Here is a 19,656-nt window from a genome sequence, read left to right as displayed (position 1 = left end):
CGTCTCGCGGCAGTCGTCCTCAGGCGCGCGAGGGTAATCGCTTCTGGAGTGGATATCGACCCCGACGTTCGCGGACCGTACTCCATTTCAGTGGGTCGTATCCTCCGTGTTCGTCGATGAACAACTGAAGTAGCCAACTCTTTATTTCATCTTATAGATCTATAACTTTATCGATCCTTGCCGGGTTGTTCATCATGGGATTCGATTCCACACCCAGTTCGAACGCACAGTCAGCAAGCGAAGCCGAGTCGTCGTCGGGCGGATCGATGCTCACCCGTCGCAACTTCGGAAAAGGTGCCGCGGTCGCCGCCGGCGTAAGCGGTGCAGGACTGGGCTATCTGTGGTGGGGGAGCCAGCCGACACTCGCCGTCGACAACCCCGAAGAGTGGATCGCCAACTCGGCCGAAATTACGACCGAAGACGGTAGCGTCGATGCGGTTACGTTCGGTGACCCCGACGAGATCGAGGACAGCGGAGAACTCGAGGACGACGACGATCGCTTGATCGTCGAGTGGTCGGGCTTCGACGACGATCGCGAACTCACGTTCAATATCCTCCTCGCGGGCACCGACGGCGGCGACGGCGGCGACTGGACCGGCGGTGAGGAGCCGACCGAAACGACCGAGTCGGAGGAGTTAGCGTCCGGAACCGAACAGGTCGAGGGAACGACCGGATCAGAGGCCTTCACCTGGGAGGACGTGTTCGGCGAATCAGAGCCGGTCTCCGTCGCGGACCACTCCGAAATCGATCTGAGCGACTTCGAAGCGCCGGGTGACGGCGAGACGACCGTCCGCGAGTTAGAGGCCACTCTCGAGGTCGTCGTCCCAGAGCAGGGAGACTTGACCGTTACGGAGACGGCGACTGCCACGATTACCGTCACCAACCAGGAAGCCGACCTCGAGATCGGTGGACAGGGGACCTTCGAGATCGAATCCGACGAAGAAGTCGCCGACGAGGGCGGGGACTGAGCGGACTCGGTCGGTCTATCACACTCACAGTCGTCACACCGACGGACGTGCCTCTCCTCGTGACTGTTGGCGAATCAGAGCCAGAATAACACGCCGACCTCGGTTTTCGCGTCGTCGCTGGTTTAGCGCTCGTGGAGCAAGTTCGCTCGACATTCCGGACAGTACTCGATAATGCTCCTGTCGGCCGTCGGCGAGAGTTCAGCGACGCGCTCGCCGATTCGATCTTCGATCGCGGCGACGGTCGCCTCGCTCGTGAACTCCCGACCACAGCCCGCACACGCCTGCATGGTCCCCTCGTGGACCTCAGTCCACGCGGGGTCCACCTCGTCGTCCCTATTTTCGGGCAGGAGCGAGAGGTCGAGGCCGTCTTCGACCTCGATGACGCCTTCGACGCAGACCTCCTCGCAGAGTTCGCAGTTGACACAGCGTTCGTGATTGAACTCGAGGCCGTCGTCCGTCCGCCGAAGTGCGTCGGTCGGACAGTAGTTCGTACACGTCGGCGTGAGCGTACAGCCGTCGCCGACCTCGACGATGCCGAAGTCCTTCAGCCCGCGGATGACCTCTCGCTGTGGCTCCGCGTGCTCGAGGATCGCGCGGACGCTCTCGAGCGCCCAGCCGTGGTTGTCGAAGTCGGGATTCGGTCGCTCCTCGTCGATCTGGCCCGTCGCCTCGTGCTCGCCGGCAGGAACCGGCGACGCCTCGAGTTCGACCTCGGCGAACTCCGAGACCTCCTCGACGAAGGCGTCCGGGTCGGTCGGATCGGGGGCGAAGAACGAGACGCGCTCGCCGAGACCGAGATCCGTCGTGGCCTGGTTCACTCGCTCGACGAGTTCGGCTTTCGGGTCCGGGCCGGAGTGCAGACAACTGCCGCCACAGCCGACGATGGCCACGCCGTCCGCGCCGGCGGCCAGCGCGTGGAGGACGTGCGCCTCGCCGACCGTGTCGGCGCAGTTGACCGAGACGGGGAGGATCGGCGGGTACTCGATATCTGCGCGTCCCGCTGCCGCCATCCGGCCGTACTCGCGCAGCGCGTCGCCGGCTTGCTCTGAGCAGACGAACGCGACGATCGGCGTCTCGATGCTCGCACTCGAGCCACCGAGGAGTCCGCTGACGAAGCCGCCGTCGTCGTCCGAGGAGAGCAGCGCTTCGACCTCGCGGGCGATTCGCTCGTTGCTCGGTTCGTCGAGGCTGGTTGCCCCGGTCGGGCAGGCGCTGGTACAGGCACCGCAGTTCTGGCAGCTATCGAGGTGGAACTCGACCTCGTCGATCGCCGCGCGCTCGACTGCGCCGTGCGGACAGGCTTCGACACACTCGTTACAGCCCATCTCGCCGGCGGTTCCCGACGCACAGACGTCCATCTCGAGGTCGAGGAAGTTCCGCACTTCGAACCCGCCGAGGAGCCGTTCGACCTCGTCGATCGTCGCCGCGTCGACCGTGGTGTGAAAGCCCCGCTGCCCACCGATGGTCCCGTCGTCGCCGCCGGGATAGATCACCTGGTCGCACTCGAGCGTCCGCTCGACGCCGCCCATCTCGATGGCGTCCGTCGGACAAACGTTCACCCACTCGCCCACCGGCGCGTCCGGATCGATGTCGACTGGGTACCGCGTCACCATTCCGTCCGGCCCCTCGTGGACGCACTTCATACAGGAGATACAGTCGTCCGTCACTCGCGCCCGGACGGTGATCTCGAACTCGCTATAGGTGCCGTCCACGTTGACGACGCGCCCCCGCTCGACGTCGACGTTCTCGAGGTCCGCGTCGGTGCCGGCTAGCTCCTGGCCGTTCGCGAGCAGGGTCACGTCCGCGGAGTCGGCGATCGCCGCTGCCGCATCCGGATCGCCGACCACGACGACATCGTACTCCGCTCGGTGGATGCTCGAGCGCGGCAGCGACTCCGTCTGGCTGCCGGCCTGCGCTGCGTTCACCAGGCGTGCCGTTTTGGCCGTGGCGGTCTGTTCGTCGTGGACCCAGCCAGCCCCCTCACGCTGGTCGACGAACTGGACGGATTCGGGGTAGAGGCCCTGATTCTCGGCCGCCGCCGTGATCTTCTCCTGGGCTTTCGCTTCCGGGCACGTAACGGTCATCTCGTCGAGTTCGTACTCGTCGATCACCGTCTCGAACGCGTCGAGTTTGTCCTGACACAGCAAGCGCGAACTCGCCGCCACCTCGACGTCCTCGATCTGTTCGCGCGCCTCCTCGAGGTCGATGTCACAGGTTCCAGCACAGGAACACACAAACGCACCCTTGTTCATTGCTCGCATATAAGGAAAAGGGGGTCTGTAAACCTGTCGTGATCACCAACTAACAGCTATACAACACTACGGCCAAAAGCCGATTGAATCTCTCGAATTCTATGATGAAAATTGACTATCTTTACTATTGGTGGGTTAGGAACCGTCCAACGGGCGAGGGGTGGCGACAAAGACGGTCATTACTGCCTCCACGGGAGTAAATTACGTAATTAGCTCCGCCGTCTCCGCTGAGAGTTCGACGGAGACGTCTTGACGAGTCTGTTCGCTGATCTGATCGAGGTTGCGAGTCAGCACCTCGATGATGTCGTCGTGATCCGGGTAAACGAGGATACTCTCGTCGTTGTCCTCGATGACCAGTTGCGTGTCTTGAAGCGTCACCGTGTCGTCTTGAATGCCCGCGACGATCACGTCCAGCGCTTCCGCGCCCCCGGCGTCCCCGGCTTCGACTTTCGTGATGTACACCGCATCGAGGCCGATGATGTCTTTGTACTCGCGAATCTGCTCGGCGCAGGCGACCATGTCCTGCGTGATCGCCGTCTTTCGTTCGTTTCCGTGCTCGCCCGTATGGCACTGTTTGCACACCCGCAGTTCCATCTGCATACCCGTCCGTTACTATCGAACGGTCATGACCATTACGGAGCGCAGCAAACGAACCGCTCCGTTCGCCAGCCCACTCACCTCCTCTCGACTCGAGCGTGTACTACCCGAGAATGAGACGACACGAGTTGGTTGACGGACTCGAGACGAGTACGCTACTGGAACCACCGCTCGAGCAGCCTCCACACCCGATTCAGACGACGGCCACGACGGGTTCCTCCTCGAGGAGACACGTCAACACGACCTGCGAAACGTCCCGTCGATCGTGTACCTCGGCAGCAATCTCCCGTGCGGTGTCCTCGAGTGTCGAATCGTCGACCATGTTGATCACCGGAATCACCGTCGCCTCATCTGGAACGTCACGGAACCCGCCCCGATCGCTCGAGAGGACGGTTGCGACGTCCGTCGTCGAAATTTCCTCGCCTCGCTCGAGTCCAGTGACCGCCTCGACGCGCTCGGGTCGGTGAACGTGTTCCTCGTCGAGGGGTTCGCCGACGATTTTCGCACTCACGATCGGAACGACGACGTCGGCCGTCGCCGGTAGCTGGGGCTCGTCGTCCGCGGGTGCCTTGAACCATCGCGTTCGTGCACCGTCGGCTTTGACGACGATGCTCACCTCGTCGTCGATCTCAGCGACGAGGTCGTCGACCAGTGCTGGCTCGTAGCCGCGGTACCGATCCGAACGCTCTTGTGCTCGCACGAGTCCGATCGGCCACTCGACGTTCGACTCGAGCGCCTCGAGTGGCTGCTCGGTCACTCTGACCTCCGTGACGTGTTCTTCGAACGGCGGAATTCGAACCGTCGCGGTGACGATCGCTCGCTCGAGTCGCTCGGCGAGTGCGTAGAGCGTCGACTTCTTCCCCCCCGCGCCGACGACGCACGTCGTGTTCCCTTCGGCGTGCAGTGCCTCGACGAGATCCATATGCGGAGGTCGGGAGCGTTCGTCTTGAGTGTGTCCACTCGTCCGCTCGGACGCAAATTACGTCCGTCTAGTCGGTCGAGTCGACACCAAACCGCGCAACCGGTTTGGGATCCAACAAACGGCCAACCTTACCGTTTTAGCGTGCGTTAACCCGCCGCCTCACGGTACTTCCGACAATGCGCCGCTGGCGTGCGGCAGCCGGGTTCGCCGTCGCCGTGGCGGTAGTCGCACTCTTCGTCTACGGCGTCGGCTGGGACGAGGTCCTCGAGAACATTCAGGACGCCCACCCTGGCGCACTCGCAGGGGCGTTTCTCACCGGCCTCGCCATGCTCGCTTTCCGGGCCGGCGTCGTCAAGCGCCTGCTCGATCCCATCGACGGCGCCGCTCGAGGCCGTGGCTTCGTGAGCGCGTTTCTCTCGGGATACTTCGCGCGAAGCGCGCTGCCGTGGGGTCGGTCGACTGGAACCCCGGTGATGGCGTACCTGCTCGCGACGAGCTCCGACTCGGAGTTCGAGGACAACCTCGCGGTCGTCGCCGTCGGGGAAGCGTTCAACTTTTTCGCCAGTCTTGTCGTCGCGGGCGTCGGCTTCGGAATGCTCGCGCTCACGGTCGGGACGACCGAGACGGTCACGACGAGTATCGCCGTCGCAAGCGGGAGCACCGTCCTCGCCGTCGGTATTTTCATCGTCGCGCTCAATCGCGGCCTGGCTCGAACGCTCTCGCTTTCGCTCGCTTCCTGGATCGAATCGATCGTCGAGAAACTCCCTCGAGTGCCGACTATCGAGGGAACGTTGACGGACCGAATCGACGGCTTCTTCCGGACGCTCGAGGTGCTGCAGGCGTCTCGTCGAACGCTCGCTGTGGCTATCGCTATCGCCATCGTTGGGTGGGTGTTCAACGCGTTGCCGCTTTACTTCTCGTTGCTCGCACTCGGCGTCGACACACCGGTCGCGGTCGCCCTTCTCTGTGCGCCCCTCGCCTCGTTAGGCGGTATCGTGCCCCTTCCCGGCGGAACCGGCGGAATCGAAGTCGTCCTCGCAAGCTTGCTCGTCGGGGTCGTTGGCATCGCCGGCGATACGGCGACTGCCGCGGCGATTCTCTACCGAGTAACGACGTACTGGCTCCACCTCGGGATCGGCGGAATCGCTGCGATCCACCTCACGATTTCCGGCCCGAAGGGGACCTGGATGGAGGAGTACTGACCCGACACCGGTTCGAAACTCGAGTTTCTCACCGACTGACGACCCTCTCTCACTCTCACTCGATTACTCCCGTCACCGTCGCGACTTCGCGTGCCGCTCGCTCGTTCATCCCGTCGCCCAGTACCGTGTAGCGATCGCGAATCTCGTGACAGGTCGTCAGCGCCTCGAGAACGGTCTCGTCGTCGATGCCGAGTTCCGCCGCCGTCGTCGGCGCGTCGATGCTGTCGAGTGCGTCGTGAATGTCTCGCCAGATGCCGTCTTCGCCGCCGTGGAGGTACGCCGTCATGATCGACCCGACGCCGACCTGATGGCCGTGGAGCGCCGCGTCTGGCTCCAATCGATCGAGTTGGTGTGAGAAGAGGTGCTCTGCACCGCTTGCCGGTCTCGAGGAATCCGCGATACTCATCGCGACGCCCGAGGACATCAGCGCCTTGCTCACGATCCACGCCGACTCCTCGAGGCCGGGGCGGACGAGGTCGGCGTTTCCGACGAGGATTTCGGCCGTCATCTCTGACAGTGCCGCGGCGTACTCGGAGTACTCGACGTCCTTGAGTCGCTTCGCCAGCCGCCAGTCCATCACCGCGGTGTAATTCGAGATGATGTCGGCACACCCCGCCGTCGTCAACTCCCACGGTGCCTGCGCCAGCACGCTCGTGTCTGCGACGACCGCCAGTGGCGGCTTCGCTGCGACGCTGTGGCGCGTATCGCCGTCCGGAACCGAGCCGCGATTGCTCACGATTCCGTCGTGACTGGCCGCCGTCGGCACCGAACAAAAGCCCATCTCGAGGTGGTGACTCGCCATCTTGGCGATATCGATCGCCTTCCCGCCGCCGATCCCGACGAGGTACGTCACCTCCTCCGCCTCGGCCGTCTCGATAATGCGCTCGACGGCGTCGAACGACGCCGTCTCGACCGTGACGATCACCGGATCGATGCCTGCAGCTTCGAACTGCGCGGCGATCGGATCCGCCGCGACCTCGCGCGGGGTCGGACTCGTGACGAACAGCGGGCGACCCTGCAGGTGTAACTCGTCGACGACGTCGACGACCTGATCGATGACGCCGTGACCGACGACGACGTTTCGCGGTAGGCGAATCCACGTCGACTTCTCGAACATACGCCACCTAACTCACCGGTGGGCTATGTGTTTTTCCTGTCGGCGGGTCAGATCGCGCGTCGATTCGACTGACCGTTCCGTCGCCCTCGAGCACCGAGTCGGTCGTCCACGCGGTGGCAACCCTGCTGTCGACCGACCAATCGCCCACCACGAGTTATTGTCCTCCATTGTGAATTGGTAGCTATGTCCGAACACGCTGTCGACGATCCGGTACTGAACGACGACGCGATGGCCCGGTTCCCCGTTCCCGACCTCGAGAACCTCCCGAACGACCTCCGCGAGCGCATCGAAGACGAGACGGAGCGTGCGGGATTCACGCCGAACGTCTTCGCCGCGATGGCGTACAAGCCCTCACACTTTCGGGCCTTTTTCGAGTACCACGACGCGCTCGTCGAGGACACCGCCCTCGAGCGCGAGGAGATAGAGATGCTCGTCGTCGCCGTCTCCGGCGTCAACCACTGTTACTACTGTAACGTGGCTCACGGCGCGCTCGTCCGAATCTACGCTGACGACCCGCTGTTGGCCGATCAACTCGTGGCGAACTACCGAACCGCAGATATCAGCGATACCCACCGAACGATGTTAGACGTCGCCGTGAAACTCACCGAACGGCCGACCGACGTCGAGCGAGCGGATCTCGAGGCCCTTCGCGAGGCGGGATTCAGCGAGGAGGCGATCTGGGATATCGGTGCCGTCACGGCTTTCTACAACCTGAGCAATCGACTAGCGATGTTCGCGGAGATGCGACCGAACGAGGAGTTTCACACGCTGGGGCGAGAGTAAGACCGGAATCCGGTTCCCGGCGGCCGGACGTCAATCCGCAGTTTGCTCGTCAATCGAGCCCGTGTCGGACGGAATCTCACCGTGTGCGCGGTCGACGGCGACCTGTGCCGTCCCGCTCGTCTCGTCGAACACGAGGTGCGTGTGGGGATACGCAATCTCGACGTCCGCGTCCTCGAGGCGTTCCCAGACGGCTTCGTGGATCTTCGAGCGCATCACGCGCGGCAGATAGGGGCGCTCGACCCAGAAGTTGAGTTCGAGTTTGACGCCGTGATCGGCAAACGACTCGATGAACGCCGTCGGACGAACGGGGTACTTCGTCGATCCCATCGCGATCCCCGGACCGCCCTCGATGACGCCGTCGATCTCTTCCGCGGCCTCTTCGAGCAGCGTCCGCGCCTCCTCGAGGTCACCCTCGTAGGTGACGACGAACTCGATCGAGACTCGGCTCCGTTCGTCGTCGGCCGAGAGGTTGACCACGTCACGCTCACGAATCGTCGAGTTCGGCACGACGAGGAACGTGTTCTCGAGCGTCCGAATCTTCGTGTAGCGTAGCGTGACGTCGACGACGTGACCGCTCGCCTCCTGGTCGACGAGCTCGATCATGTCGCCGACTTCGTACGGTCGATTCGCGAGGACGAACAGGCCGCCGACGAGATCGCTCGCGACGGGTGTGAGGATGACGCCGACGACGACCGAGAGGATCGTCACCGAGAGCAAGAGATCGGAGAGTTCGACGCCGAAGATGCCCAGAATTACGAAGACGGCGGCGAGCATCACGACAGCGCGCGCTATTCGTAACCCAATCTCCGCGACCGACCGACGCCGCATCCGTTCGACGACGTACGGTCGGCCCGCGCGAACGAGCAGTTTCGAACCGTACCAACCCACCAACAGGACGACGAGTGCGAGTACCCAATCGGGTGCGATTCCGTCGGGAATCCCATCGTTTCCGACGATCGATTGCGATGTCAGAGACGTCATACCGGACGCTCAACGTCGGGACGAATGTGCGTTGGGCCAGCAACGGAGTCGACGAACAATGGCGTCACCAACGCTCGAGCGTGCCGTCTTCGCGACCGGACCGAGTCAGTCGTCGCTCGCAGCGTAATTAGCCGACTCGGCTTCGATTCCGGCCTCGGGCGTGCCAGGCAGTTCGGCGCGAACGTCGTCACTTCCCTGCTCGGTAATCGCCTCGTGGTAGGCTTCTGGCATGACCTTCACGAAGGCCTCGAGCGTGCGCTCCCAGTTCTCGAGGAGGAGTTCGCCCCGCTCGGAACCGGTGTAGGCGACGTGGTTCTCGACCAGGCGACGCAGCATCTCCTCGTCTTTCTCCTCGAGTTCGTCGTGGAGCGAAACCATCCCAGTGTTCGCGCGGTCGGCGAACTCGCCGTCGGGGTCGTAGACGTAGGCAACGCCGCCGGACATGCCGGCCGCGAAGTTCGTGCCCGTTTCGCCCAACACGGCGACGACGCCGCCGGTCATGTACTCACAGCCGTGATCGCCGACGCCTTCGACGACGGCTTTGGCCCCCGAGTTGCGGACCGCGAATCGCTCGCCGGCGACGCCGTTGACGTATAATTCGCCGTCGGTCGCACCGTACAGTGCGACGTTCCCGATCGCAATGTTTTCTGCCGGATCGTAGGTCGCCGTCTCCGGCGTTCGGAGGGTGATCTTTCCGCCGGAGAGGCCCTTGCCGACGTAGTCGTTCGCACTGCCGTCTAAGTGCATTGAGACGCCACTCGCGAGGAACGCACCGAAACTCTGTCCGGCCGTCCCCTCCGCGTCGACCGTGATCGTATCCTCTGGCAATCCGGGCTCACCGTACCGACTCGTGATGCGATTGGAGAGCATCGCGCCGACAGTTCGATCGACGTTCGAAACCGCTGTCTCGAGCGTCACTGGCTCCTCGTTTTCGATCGCGTTCGCTGCCGCATCGATGAGGTCGCGATCGAGTTGCTCCTCGAGTTCGTGATCTTGCTCGCGGATCTTCCGGCGCACGTCGCTGCCGGGATCTGCGAGGACCGCAGCGAGGTCGACCTTGCGCGCTTTCGGGTGCTCGACGTTCTCGCGTTGGGCGAGCACCTCGACGTGGCCGATCATTTCGTCGATCGTTTGGAATCCGAGTTCGGCCATAATCTCGCGCAGTTCCTGGGCGATGAACGTCATGTAGTTGATGACGTGTTCGGGTTCGCCGGGGAACCGTTTGCGCAGGTCCTCGCGCTGGGTCGCGACGCCGACCGGGCAGGTATTCTTGTGACACTGCCGAGCCATCACGCAGCCACCCGTAACGAGCGAGGACGTCCCGAAAATGTACTCCTCGGCACCGAGCAACGCGGCGACCGCGACGTCCCGTCCGGTCTTCATCCCGCCGTCCGCGGAGACGCGAATGCGGCCGCGAAGGCCGGTCTGACAGAGCATCTGGTTGGCTTCCGCGAGGCCGAGCTCCCAGGGGAGCCCAGCGCTCTTGATCGAGGTCCGCGGAGAGGCCCCAGTACCCCCGGAGTGACCCGAGATGTGGACCACGTCGGCGTTCGCCTTCGCGACGCCGGCGGCAACCGTACCGATGCCGGCCTCGGAGACGAGTTTGACGTTGATGTCCGCCTCCTCGTTTGCCGCTTTCAGATCGAAGATTAGCTGTTTGAGGTCCTCGATCGAGTAGATATCGTGCAGCGGCGGCGGCGAGATGAGACCGACGCCAGGCGTCGACTTCCGGACGTGCGCAATCATCTCGTTGACCTTCTCGCCAGGGAGATGGCCACCTTCGCCGGGCTTGGAACCCTGGGCCATCTTGATCTGGAGTTCGTCCGCCGAGGAGAGGTACGTCGAGGTGACGCCGAATCGCCCGGAGGCGACTTGCTTGACGTTGCACTCGCGTTCGGTGTCGAAGCGTTCCGGTGGCTCTCCGCCCTCACCGGAGTTGGACTTGCCGCCGATGCGGTTCATCGCGATCGAGTTGTTCTCGTGGGCTTCCGGTGAGAGCGAGCCGAGACTCATCGCCGCCGTCGAGAAGCGCTGGACGATGTCCTTGATCGGCTCGACGTCTTCGATGGGGACCGAGTCTCGATCGGAATCGAACTCGAGTAATCCACGAAGCGTCTGGAGGTCCTGTTGTTGGTCGTTGATGAGTTCGGCGAACTCCTGGTAGCGCTCGTAGTCGTTCGAGCGCACGGACTGTTGGAGCGCGCCGACGGTCTGTGGATTCCACTGGTGAGTGATACCATCGGATCGGTGTTCGAACTCGCCCTGTCGGTCGAGGGTAGACTCGTCCTCGGCGAATGCCGCGTCGTGGCGCTCGAGGACATCTGCCTCGATTTCGACGAGTCCGATCCCCTCGGTTCGGTTTTCGGTTCCCTCGAAGTATTCGGCGACGAGGTCAGAGTCGAGTCCGACGGCCTCGAAGATCTGTGCGCCCTGGTAGCTCTCGACCGTCGAGATGCCCATCTTGGCCATGATCTTCAACAGGCCGTCCTCGAGCGCACCGACGTAGGCGTCGATGGCGACTTCGGTATCCGCGCCGTCGGGGCCGGCGGTGAGGTCGTCGATCGTCTGGTAGGCGAGGTACGGGTTGACCGCCCCAGCGCCGTAGCCGACGAGCGTCGCGAAGTGGTGGACGGTTCGGGGGTCGGCGGACTCGACGACGAGTCCGACGTGATTTCGCAGGCCGTTGCGCACGAGGTGGTGGTGAACGCCACCGGTCGCGAGCAGGCTCGGAATCGCCGCTCGGTCCGCGGAGACGTTTCGGTCGGACAATACGAGCACGTCGTGTCCCGATTCGATGGCTTCGACGGCGTCTTCACGGACGCGCTCGAGTGCAGCCTCGAGGTCACGTCCGGGCACCTCGCTCGTCCGTTCGTAGGTGATATCGATCGTCGCGGCCGTAATGTCGTTCGCCTCACACTCCCGGATCGACTCGAGTTCTACGTCCGTCAGGATCGGCGAGTCGAGGACGAGTTGGCGAGCGTGCTCGGGCGATTCGGTCAGCAGGTTTCGCTGGTAGCCGAGTCGGCTCTCGAGACTCGTCACGAGTTCTTCGCGGATGTAATCGAGTGGCGGATTCGTGACCTGTGCGAAGAGCTGTTTGAAGTACGAAAACAGCGGCCGGTTGAATTCGGTGAGCACGGACAACGGCGTGTCGTCGCCCATCGACCCGACGGGGTCTTTACCCTTCTGGGTCATCGGCTCGATCATGTTCTCGAGTTCGTCGTGCGTGTAGCCGAAGGCGGCCTGCTGGTCTCGCAGGCCATCGACTGGCTGGCGAGGTTCGCTGTCGTCGGCCGTCCGAATTTCCTCGAGTGAGACTTGCTCTTGCTCGACCCACTCGCCGTAGCGGTCGTCGGTGAGGTCCTCGAAGACTTCGTCGTCGGGGATGACGCGTCCCTCGTTCGGGTCGGCGAGGAACAACTGGCCGGGCTGGAGTCGCCCCCGTTCTTTGATTTCCTCGGGTTCGGGCTCGAGTGCACCGGCTTCGCTCGCCATGATCAGACGGTCGTCGGTCGTCACGTCGTAACGACACGGTCGGAGACCGTTTCGGTCGAGGACGGCACCGACGCGCTCGCCGTCGGTTGCCGCGACGAGTGCGGGACCGTCCCACGGCTCGACGAGCGAGGCGTGGAAGTCGTACCAGTCCTTCCGATCTTGATCCATCGCGTCGTCACCGCGCCAGGCTTCGGGAACGAGCATTCGCAGTGCGTGCTCGAGGTCCCGGCCGTCCTGCATGAGGAGTTCGAGCGCGTTGTCGACGCTCGCGGTGTCGGATTGTTCTGGATCGTCGATAATCGGCTTAACGGCGTCGAGATCGTCCAAAACGTCGCTCTCGATGTCGGTCTCGCGGGCGCGCATCCAGTTGATGTTGCCCTGAATGGTGTTGAACTCGCCGTTGTGAATGACGTTTCGGTAGGGGTGTGCGAGGTGCCAGGCCCCGAGCGTGTTCGTCGAGAAGCGCTCGTGGACCATCGCGAACGTCGATTCGAGACGGTCGTCGGTAAGATCTGAATAGTACGAGGGGACCTGCACTCCCTTGAGCAAGCCCTTGTAGACGATCGTGTCCGAATCGAGCGAGCAGACGTAGAATCGGTCGTTGCCGTCGATATCGCTCTCGCCGACCGCCGTTTCGAGTGCGCGCCGGCCGACGTAGAGGCGTCGGTCGAAATCGTCGCTACCGATATCGTCTACGGGTGCGACGACGAGTTGCCTGACGTCGGGTTCGGATTCGACGGCGGTTGCGCCGAGGTCGGCGTTGTCGGTCGGAACGTTTCGCCATTCGAGGACCTCGAGATCGTACGTCTCGAGCGTTTCTTCGACGATCGAGACGATTTCTTCGCGTGCCCCGTCGTCTTGTGGAAGAAAGAGCGAGCCGACCGCATAGATGTCGGGAAGCGTCGTCTCGAGAACGTCCTCGAAGAATGCGTGAGGCGTCTGGAGCATAATTCCTGCCCCGTCGCCGGTGTTTTTCTCCGCGCCGGTCGTCCCTCGATGTTCGAGATTCCGCAGTAGTTCGAGTCCGTCAGCGACGACGTCGTGACCCCCGTCCCCAGTGAGGTCCATGACGACGCCGACGCCGCAGTTCGACCGCTCGTCCGAAGGGTCTGCGAGCCCCTGTGAACGCTCGGTGGATGACGCTATCTGTGGCTGTGGCATACACTCCAGTAGCGAGAACTGCTATATGAGGCTACTCCATAATGACTAAGTGTATTATAGACACATATTATCGTATATAAGGTCTATCGACTATCACGATTTATCGTCGATTATTGACCACTCAGTCCGGGTGACTCAGTGCGCCTCGTTTGCTCGTATTAGATATTGTATACTTCCCCGCCACTGTGAGAAGACAATCAGAATTCGAGTGTCACGTATCGGATAGTCGGTACTCGAGTCGAGGAAAACTGCCCGACGAGGGCAGAATGTGTCAGAGGCACGTAGTGCTCACCCACCAGAGTGAACACCACATTTCTTCGTTTAAATGCCAGCCGTAAGCAGTATTGGGTTAAAGAGTTAGGTATGGGTGTGGGTGACAGGCACGGTTCTGGGGAAATCTGCTCGCTTCGAATTTGTGTAGAGTACACGATGAACGCTTGGACGAGCCGATATCGGCACTTTGGAATATTACGCTCGGTCTCGAAATTGGATACCGGTCGAATCGTCTCTTCGTCAGTAGGATTTGGCGAAGTACGCGATCTGATCTGCGGGGTCCCCGCAGACGCCACACTCCTCGCGGTCCGGTTCGGGGACCTCGCCCGCCGTCTCCCCACCTTCGTCCTCGAGCGGTTGCATCACGATTTCGGCTGCGATTTTCTCCTTGATCGCTTCCTCACACGCCTCGTCGCCACACCACGACGTCTTCACGTAACCACCGTGTTTACCAATCGTGCCGAGGATTTCCTCCGGTGAGTAGGCTTCGCGGACGTTCTCCTCGAGGTTCGCTTCCGCCTCGTCGTACAACTTGTCGAAGACGTCGTCGAGGTGTGTGTCGACGGCGTCGACGATTTCTGCGCGGTCCTCGACGGCCTCTTCGTTGTCCGGTCGATGAACCAGCGTCACCTCGTCGTCCTCGACCTCGTAGGGTCCGATTTCCAGTCGCAGAGGAACTCCGTTGAGTTCGTGTTCGTTGAACTTGAAGCCGGGGTTTCGCTCGTCGCGGTCGTCGAGTTCGACGCGGAAGCCGGCCTCCTCGAGTTCCTCGGCGATTCCTGCGGAGTACTCGAGGACGTCGTCTTTCGTGTCCTCTTGCCAAATCGGGACGATGGCGACCTGTGTCGGGGCGACCGTCGGCGGCAGGACGAGTCCCTGGTCGTCGGAGTGCGTCATGATGAGCGCGCCGAGTGCTCGCCAGGAGAGCCCCCACGACGTGGTGTAGGCGGTACGGTCTTCCTCGTCTTCGCCCGAGAACGTGATGTCGAACGCCTCGGCGAAGCTCTGCCCGAGGTTGTGACTCGTCGCACCCTGAACGGACTTGCCGTCGGGCATGAGCGCCTCGACGGTCGTCGTCGTATCCGCGCCGGGGAACTTGTCGTGTTCGGGCTTCTTCCCGCGCAACACCGGAATCGCCAGCACGTCCTCGTAGACGCGTTCATACTGCGAGAGCCGGGTCCAGACTTCCTCCCACGCGCCCTCGTTGCTCGCGTGGGCGGTGTGACCTTCCTGCCACATGAACTCCTTCGTCCGGAAGAACGGCTTCGTCTCCGTCGCTTCCCAGCGAACCACCGAACACCACTGGTTGATTCGCATCGGCAGGTCGCGGTGACTGCGCGTCCAGTCGGCCATGAACGGCGCGATAATCGACTCGCTCGTCGGGCGGACGGCGAGGCGCTCCTCGAGTTCGTCGTGGCCGCCCTGGGTCACCCACGCGACTTCGGGGTCGAATCCTTCGACGATATCTTTCTCGCGCTCGAGAAAGCTTTCGGGGATGAACATTGGGAAGTAGACGTTGTCGACGCCGGTCTCTTTGAACCAGCCGTCGAGGGCGTCCTGAATAGCCTCCCAGAGGGCGTAGCCGCGGGGCTTCGTGACGATGAAGCCGCCCATCGGCGCGTAGTCGGCGAGGTCCGCCTTCTTGACGACTTCGGCGTACCACTCGCCCGGTTTGTGCGATTTCGACTCGGTGATCCCGAGTTCCTGGCTCTCGTCGCTCATTGTTTCGCTATGCAGTCAGCGCGCTCTTAAACCATACGAAGGGGAGACGGCTCGTGACACTGCGCGTGAGTGACAACGGTCGACTCGTTCACTCCGGTTCTCGGGACTTTATGCAGGTGTGTCGCCCACTAGAACCCATGAAGGCCATTCAGGTGTCCGAATACGGAGACAGCGACCAACTCGAGGTAATCGACGCCGACGTCCCCGAACCAGGCGCGGGTGAGGTCCGCATCGAAGTCGAAGCGGCGGGGATCAACTTCGCCGACATCATGCAGCGCCGCGGGGTCTACCCGGGCGGACCCGACGAGGGCTACGTGCCCGGAATGGAGGCCGCAGGCACGATCGACGCCACTGGCGACGGAGTCGACCTCGAGGAGGGTGACCGCGTCGTCGCGATGCTCAACACCGGTGGCTACGCCGAGTACGCGACGGCGAACGCACAGATGCTGTTCCCGATTCCCGAGGAGATGAGTTTCGCGGAAGCTGCTGGTTTTCCCGTTCAGTTTCTGACCGCCCACAGCTGTTTGTTCGAGTGGGGCGACCTCGAGGAGGGCGAGTCGGTGTTGATTCAAGCTGCGGCGGGCGGCGTCGGCACGGCGGCGGTGCAACTCGCGTCTAATGCAGGTGCGGAGGTGTTCGGAACGGCGAGTACGCAGGAGAAACTCGACCTCGCAGCCGAGTTGGGCTGCGATCACCCGATCAATTACACCGAGACCGACTTCCGCGAGACCGTCGACGAGGAAACCGACGGAGCAGGCGTCGATCTCGTCCTCGAGAGCGTCGGCGACGACGTCTTCGAGCGCAGCCTCGATGCAATGACGCACTTCGGCCGGATGGTCACCTACGGCGTCGCCAGTGGTGTCCCCGGCGAAATCGAAAATCGTAGACTGCTCTTCGAGAACAAGACCATCAAGGGCTTTCACCTCGGTCAGGCATCGGTTCACGATCCCAGTACGGTTATGAAGGCCGTTCCGGAACTCACGCAGGGGCTGACCGACGGCGACCTCGAGGTCGTCCTCGGCGAATCGTTCGCACTCGAGGATGCAGCGACTGCTCACCAGTATATCGAAGACCGCAAAAGCGCCGGAAAGGTCGTTCTTACGTCCTGAGTGTCGATGCAGGCTGGGCGGTGTGAAAGTACCCAGTTGGCTCTTTTTTAATCACCGTCGTCGTCTTCGTCATCATCGTCTTCGTCTTCGTCGTCATCGTCGTCATCGTCTTCGTCTTCGTCGTCTTCGTCATCATCGTCGTCGTCTTCGCTGTCTTCGTCATCATCGTCTTCGTCGTCTTCATCGTCGTCGTCTTCGCTGTCTTCGTCATCATCGTCTTCGTCGTCTTCATCGTCTTCATCGTCTTCATCGCCGTCATCGTCGTCTTCGTCGTCTTCGTCGTCATCATCGTCATCGCTCTCATCGTCGTCCTCGCCCTCGTCATCATCGTCATCGCCGTCATCGTCGTCCTCGCCCTCGTCATCATCGTCATCGCCGTCATCGTCCTCATCGTCCTCATCGTCGTCACTGTCAGATTCGTTTTCGTTACCGACGTCGCCAGCGTCGTCTCCAAAGATATTGTCCTCGGTTTCGCTCTCCTCGTCGGGATCGTCGTCGAACGTTGTGTCTACACAGCCTGCGAGTGTTCCGATAGTGCCGACGACGACTGTGACGATCGCTCGGCGACGAGTGGTCTGTGTCATTCTCTCGGTCCGTCGTACCACGAACGGGTAAAAGAGTATTCAGCCGATACTCACTCGAGTAAATCCACTGATACTGTCCTTCTCGCAGTGTTTGAAGTCGTTTTCTCGAGTACGTATGTGCAATTTGATCTGGTATCATCAACCGTCTTACTCGAGAGTTGACGTCAACGATAGCACAAGACCGTCGTCTGACCGACGGTAAGTCCCAGTGCCAGAATAAATGAACCGCGTGACGATCGGATCGACGGTCGTTGCGAGCGACGTTATTCGTCTGCTTCCTCGACGTCACCTTGAACGTCGGTGCCGTCGCCTTGTTCGACCGTTTCACCGCTGACGTCGCCGTCGACGTCGTTGTCGGGGCCGAGTTCGACGTCGCCATCTGCGTCGACATCACCATCGATATCGACGTCAGCATCAGTCGTCACAGACCCGCCTGCGGTGATATCGCCATCGACATCGGTGTCTTCACCGAGGTCGACGTCGCTACCGGCATCGATACCGCCGTCGATATCGACATCGGGTTCGGTCGTCACAGCACCGACTGCTTCGACGTCTCCGTCTACGTCTGCATCTTCCTCGAGGTACACGTCGCCGTCGGCGTCGATCGGACCGTCGACGTCGATATCGGCCTGCACTTCGACGTCGCCGTCTGCTGAGATTTCGTCGATATCCTCGTCGATGACTTCCTCGTCCCCTCCGTTTCCGTTGCCGTTATCGGCGTCGTCGTCACCGCTACCGGCGTCGTCAGTGTCGTCGTCTCCGTTCGCGAGATCGTCGACACAGCCGGCGATTGCGCCAACAGTTCCAACTGCCGCTGCAGCAATCGTTCGTCGGCGGGTAAGATCAGTCATCGTTGCACGCCTTCGTACTTTCATTTCTTATAAAAGATTTGTGGATCGATGATTGCTGTAGATTTTATACAGACTTGAACGGAGGAGAATCTCGTCGTCGGGCGAAATCGTCTCGATCACTCGTCTAACGAAACGTTCCACTCGAGATCATACTCGACGAATTCGGCTTCGTCCAGCGGCTTTCCGCCTTCAAAGTGGAAGTCACCGACGACAGTCTCGCCCTCGAGGACGCCCGGGAGCCAACGGTGGTCGTCGTCCCACATCTGATCGTAGGGAACATCGTCGACGCGGGTCCACGTCGGCCTCGCCTCCGCGGTCGTCGTCGGTTCCCCCGAAAACGACCGCGTTCGAAAGACGTGACAGACCGAGTGTCGCTCGCCGTCGAGCAGAAAGGTGAGTTCCCCCGCCTTCTCGAGGTCCGTGGGATCGATTTCGAGGCCGACCTCCTCTCGCGTCTCTCGGACGGCACACTCGCGTGGCGTTTCACCGGTCTCGAGTTTACCGCCGGGTCCGTTGTACAGGCCGTCGCCGAGCCCTCGCCGTTTTTCGATAAGGAGCACTTCTTCGACAGATCCACTAGCGCTCTCGCGAGTCCGTCGCGGAAAACACAGCGTCGTCTCGGTCATACGGGAATGTTCGCTCGAGTGAAGATAAACCGTCACCATCGCACTTCGACCCCGGTCGTCGGGAACGGCGTCGAGGGGAGTGGTCCTGACGGATAGCCCGTGGTGTTTATACTGATTCGATAGCAGTGACGTTGTATGGAGTATTTACTGTGGGTTCTGATAGCACTCCTCGCGTACTCGTTCGTCGCGCCGCTCACGAGCGTCGTGATGCAAGACGTGCCGGCGACGCCGGGATTGTTCCTCTCGACGCTCGTCTTTCTCGCGATTGCGAGCAGCGTACTGGTGGTGACTGGCGGTGCCGATCCATCGCTCGTGGTCTCGCTCGAGGCCGGTTACATCTACATCGCGGGCGCGTTTCTCACGGCGGGGATTTTGGCGTACACGGCCGCACTCGAGACTGGCCCGGTCAGCGTCGTCGTCCCGATCTTCGGTATGTTCATCGTCGGCAGTTCGGTGTTGGGAATCCTCTTTCTCGACGAGTCGATGTCGGTGACGCGCGCGGCCGGAATCGGCTGTGCGGTCCTCGCGATCGTCCTTAGTGCGGGTGAGAGCTAATGGAACGAGAGTACCTCGCACTCTCGGTGCTCGCGTTCGTCGCGTACAGTCTGGTCGCGCCGCTGCTCAAGGTCGCGATGGAGACGGTTCCGAGTACGATGGCGGTCTTCCTTTCGAATACCATCATGCTCGGACTGCTCGGCGGGTTGTTGCTCTACCAGGGTGTCTCCCCTCGGCCGTATCTTTCCCACCCGAAAACGCCACACATCGTCGCCTGGGGTGTGCTTCTCGCGATCGGACTCCTGGCGTACTACCGCGCACTCGAGCTCGGTCCCGTCAGCATTGTCGTCCCGATTTACGGCCTGTTCATCGCGGTGAGCTCGATCATCGGGATCGTCGCACTCGAGGAGTCGCTGACGGTCAGAAACGGTCTCGGAATCGTGTTCGCCGTTCTCGCCGTCGTGCTCATGTCGCTGTGAGCGCGCAGTCGTGGACCGTTCCAACCGTACAGCGAGTGA

16 protein-coding genes are annotated in these 19,656 nt (G+C 61.9%); 6 read left to right on the top strand and 10 right to left on the bottom strand.

What is annotated here, in order from left to right:
* Positions 1-194 precede the first annotated feature (194 nt).
* Positions 195-968: a hypothetical protein gene (locus BB347_RS10525; RefSeq protein WP_076581240.1), complete on the top strand. Its 774-nt coding sequence runs from the start codon at positions 195-197 to the stop codon at positions 966-968.
* Between the two features lie 122 nt (positions 969-1,090).
* On the opposite strand, the gene BB347_RS10520 is transcribed toward BB347_RS10525, so the two are convergent.
* The 3 genes from BB347_RS10520 to yqeC form a co-directional block, all read right to left on the bottom strand.
* Complete coding sequence (locus tag BB347_RS10520) at positions 1,091-3,220, bottom strand: hydrogenase iron-sulfur subunit (RefSeq protein ID WP_076581719.1); 2,130 nt, start codon at positions 3,218-3,220, stop codon at positions 1,091-1,093.
* A gap of 201 nt (positions 3,221-3,421) precedes the next feature.
* On the bottom strand, positions 3,422-3,820 hold the full coding sequence (locus tag BB347_RS10515) for a hypothetical protein (RefSeq protein WP_076581238.1): 399 nt from the start codon (positions 3,818-3,820) through the stop codon (positions 3,422-3,424).
* A gap of 190 nt (positions 3,821-4,010) precedes the next feature.
* Complete coding sequence (gene yqeC / locus BB347_RS10510; protein WP_076581236.1) at positions 4,011-4,739, bottom strand: selenium cofactor biosynthesis protein YqeC; 729 nt, start codon at positions 4,737-4,739, stop codon at positions 4,011-4,013.
* 176 nt (positions 4,740-4,915) lie between these two features.
* Between yqeC and BB347_RS10505 the strand changes: the two genes are divergently transcribed.
* A complete protein-coding gene (locus BB347_RS10505; protein WP_076581234.1) occupies positions 4,916-5,941 on the top strand; it encodes a lysylphosphatidylglycerol synthase transmembrane domain-containing protein in 1,026 nt (341 codons plus the stop codon).
* A 55-nt stretch (positions 5,942-5,996) separates the two neighbouring features.
* Here BB347_RS10505 and BB347_RS10500 read toward each other — a convergent pair whose 3' ends face one another.
* Positions 5,997-7,058, bottom strand: a complete 1,062-nt coding sequence (locus BB347_RS10500) for an NAD(P)-dependent glycerol-1-phosphate dehydrogenase (RefSeq protein ID WP_076581232.1) — start codon at positions 7,056-7,058, stop codon at positions 5,997-5,999.
* A 183-nt stretch (positions 7,059-7,241) separates the two neighbouring features.
* On the opposite strand from BB347_RS10500, the gene BB347_RS10495 reads away from it, so the two are divergent.
* The gene (locus BB347_RS10495) at positions 7,242-7,841 is read left to right on the top strand and encodes a peroxidase-related enzyme (RefSeq protein ID WP_076581230.1); all 600 of its coding nucleotides are present in this window, start codon (positions 7,242-7,244) and stop codon (positions 7,839-7,841) included.
* Positions 7,842-7,871: 30 nt separating this feature from the next.
* Here BB347_RS10495 and BB347_RS10490 read toward each other — a convergent pair whose 3' ends face one another.
* The 3 genes from BB347_RS10490 to proS form a co-directional block, all read right to left on the bottom strand.
* The gene (locus BB347_RS10490; RefSeq protein WP_076581228.1) at positions 7,872-8,822 is read right to left on the bottom strand and encodes a mechanosensitive ion channel family protein; all 951 of its coding nucleotides are present in this window, start codon (positions 8,820-8,822) and stop codon (positions 7,872-7,874) included.
* Positions 8,823-8,927: 105 nt separating this feature from the next.
* On the bottom strand, positions 8,928-13,478 hold the full coding sequence (gene gltB, locus BB347_RS10485) for a glutamate synthase large subunit (RefSeq protein WP_170872002.1): 4,551 nt from the start codon (positions 13,476-13,478) through the stop codon (positions 8,928-8,930).
* 513 nt (positions 13,479-13,991) lie between these two features.
* The gene (gene proS, locus BB347_RS10480) at positions 13,992-15,473 is read right to left on the bottom strand and encodes a proline--tRNA ligase (protein WP_076581226.1); all 1,482 of its coding nucleotides are present in this window, start codon (positions 15,471-15,473) and stop codon (positions 13,992-13,994) included.
* A gap of 137 nt (positions 15,474-15,610) precedes the next feature.
* On the opposite strand from proS, the gene BB347_RS10475 reads away from it, so the two are divergent.
* Positions 15,611-16,582, top strand: a complete 972-nt coding sequence (locus BB347_RS10475; protein ID WP_076581224.1) for a quinone oxidoreductase family protein — start codon at positions 15,611-15,613, stop codon at positions 16,580-16,582.
* Positions 16,583-16,629: 47 nt separating this feature from the next.
* Here the strand turns inward: BB347_RS10475 and BB347_RS19485 are convergent, their stop codons facing one another.
* The 3 genes from BB347_RS19485 to BB347_RS10460 all read right to left on the bottom strand — a co-directional run bounded on the left by BB347_RS19485 (position 16,630) and on the right by BB347_RS10460 (position 18,643).
* Entirely contained in the window at positions 16,630-17,166 is a 537-nt protein-coding gene (locus BB347_RS19485; protein ID WP_076581222.1) for a hypothetical protein, read from the bottom strand.
* Positions 17,167-17,429: 263 nt separating this feature from the next.
* Positions 17,430-18,017: a polymer-forming cytoskeletal protein gene (locus tag BB347_RS10465; RefSeq protein ID WP_076581220.1), complete on the bottom strand. Its 588-nt coding sequence runs from the start codon at positions 18,015-18,017 to the stop codon at positions 17,430-17,432.
* Positions 18,018-18,133: 116 nt separating this feature from the next.
* Positions 18,134-18,643, bottom strand: coding sequence for an 8-oxo-dGTP diphosphatase (locus tag BB347_RS10460; protein ID WP_076581218.1), 510 nt, complete (start codon positions 18,641-18,643; stop codon positions 18,134-18,136).
* 135 nt (positions 18,644-18,778) lie between these two features.
* Here BB347_RS10460 and BB347_RS10455 point away from each other — a divergent pair, with 135 nt between their 5' ends.
* The gene (locus BB347_RS10455) at positions 18,779-19,198 is read left to right on the top strand and encodes an EamA family transporter (protein WP_076581217.1); all 420 of its coding nucleotides are present in this window, start codon (positions 18,779-18,781) and stop codon (positions 19,196-19,198) included.
* The gene (locus BB347_RS10450; RefSeq protein WP_076581215.1) at positions 19,198-19,617 is read left to right on the top strand and encodes an EamA family transporter; all 420 of its coding nucleotides are present in this window, start codon (positions 19,198-19,200) and stop codon (positions 19,615-19,617) included. Before BB347_RS10455 ends, BB347_RS10450 begins: the two co-directional genes overlap by 1 nt.
* The last annotated feature ends 39 nt before the right edge of the window (positions 19,618-19,656 follow it).

The sequence above is a fragment of the Natronorubrum daqingense genome (assembly GCF_001971705.1).
GTDB lineage: Archaea > Halobacteriota > Halobacteria > Halobacteriales > Natrialbaceae > Natronorubrum > Natronorubrum daqingense.
The sequence above is the reverse complement of the archived record's forward strand: the minus strand, read 5'-3'. Positions and strand labels throughout refer to the sequence as shown.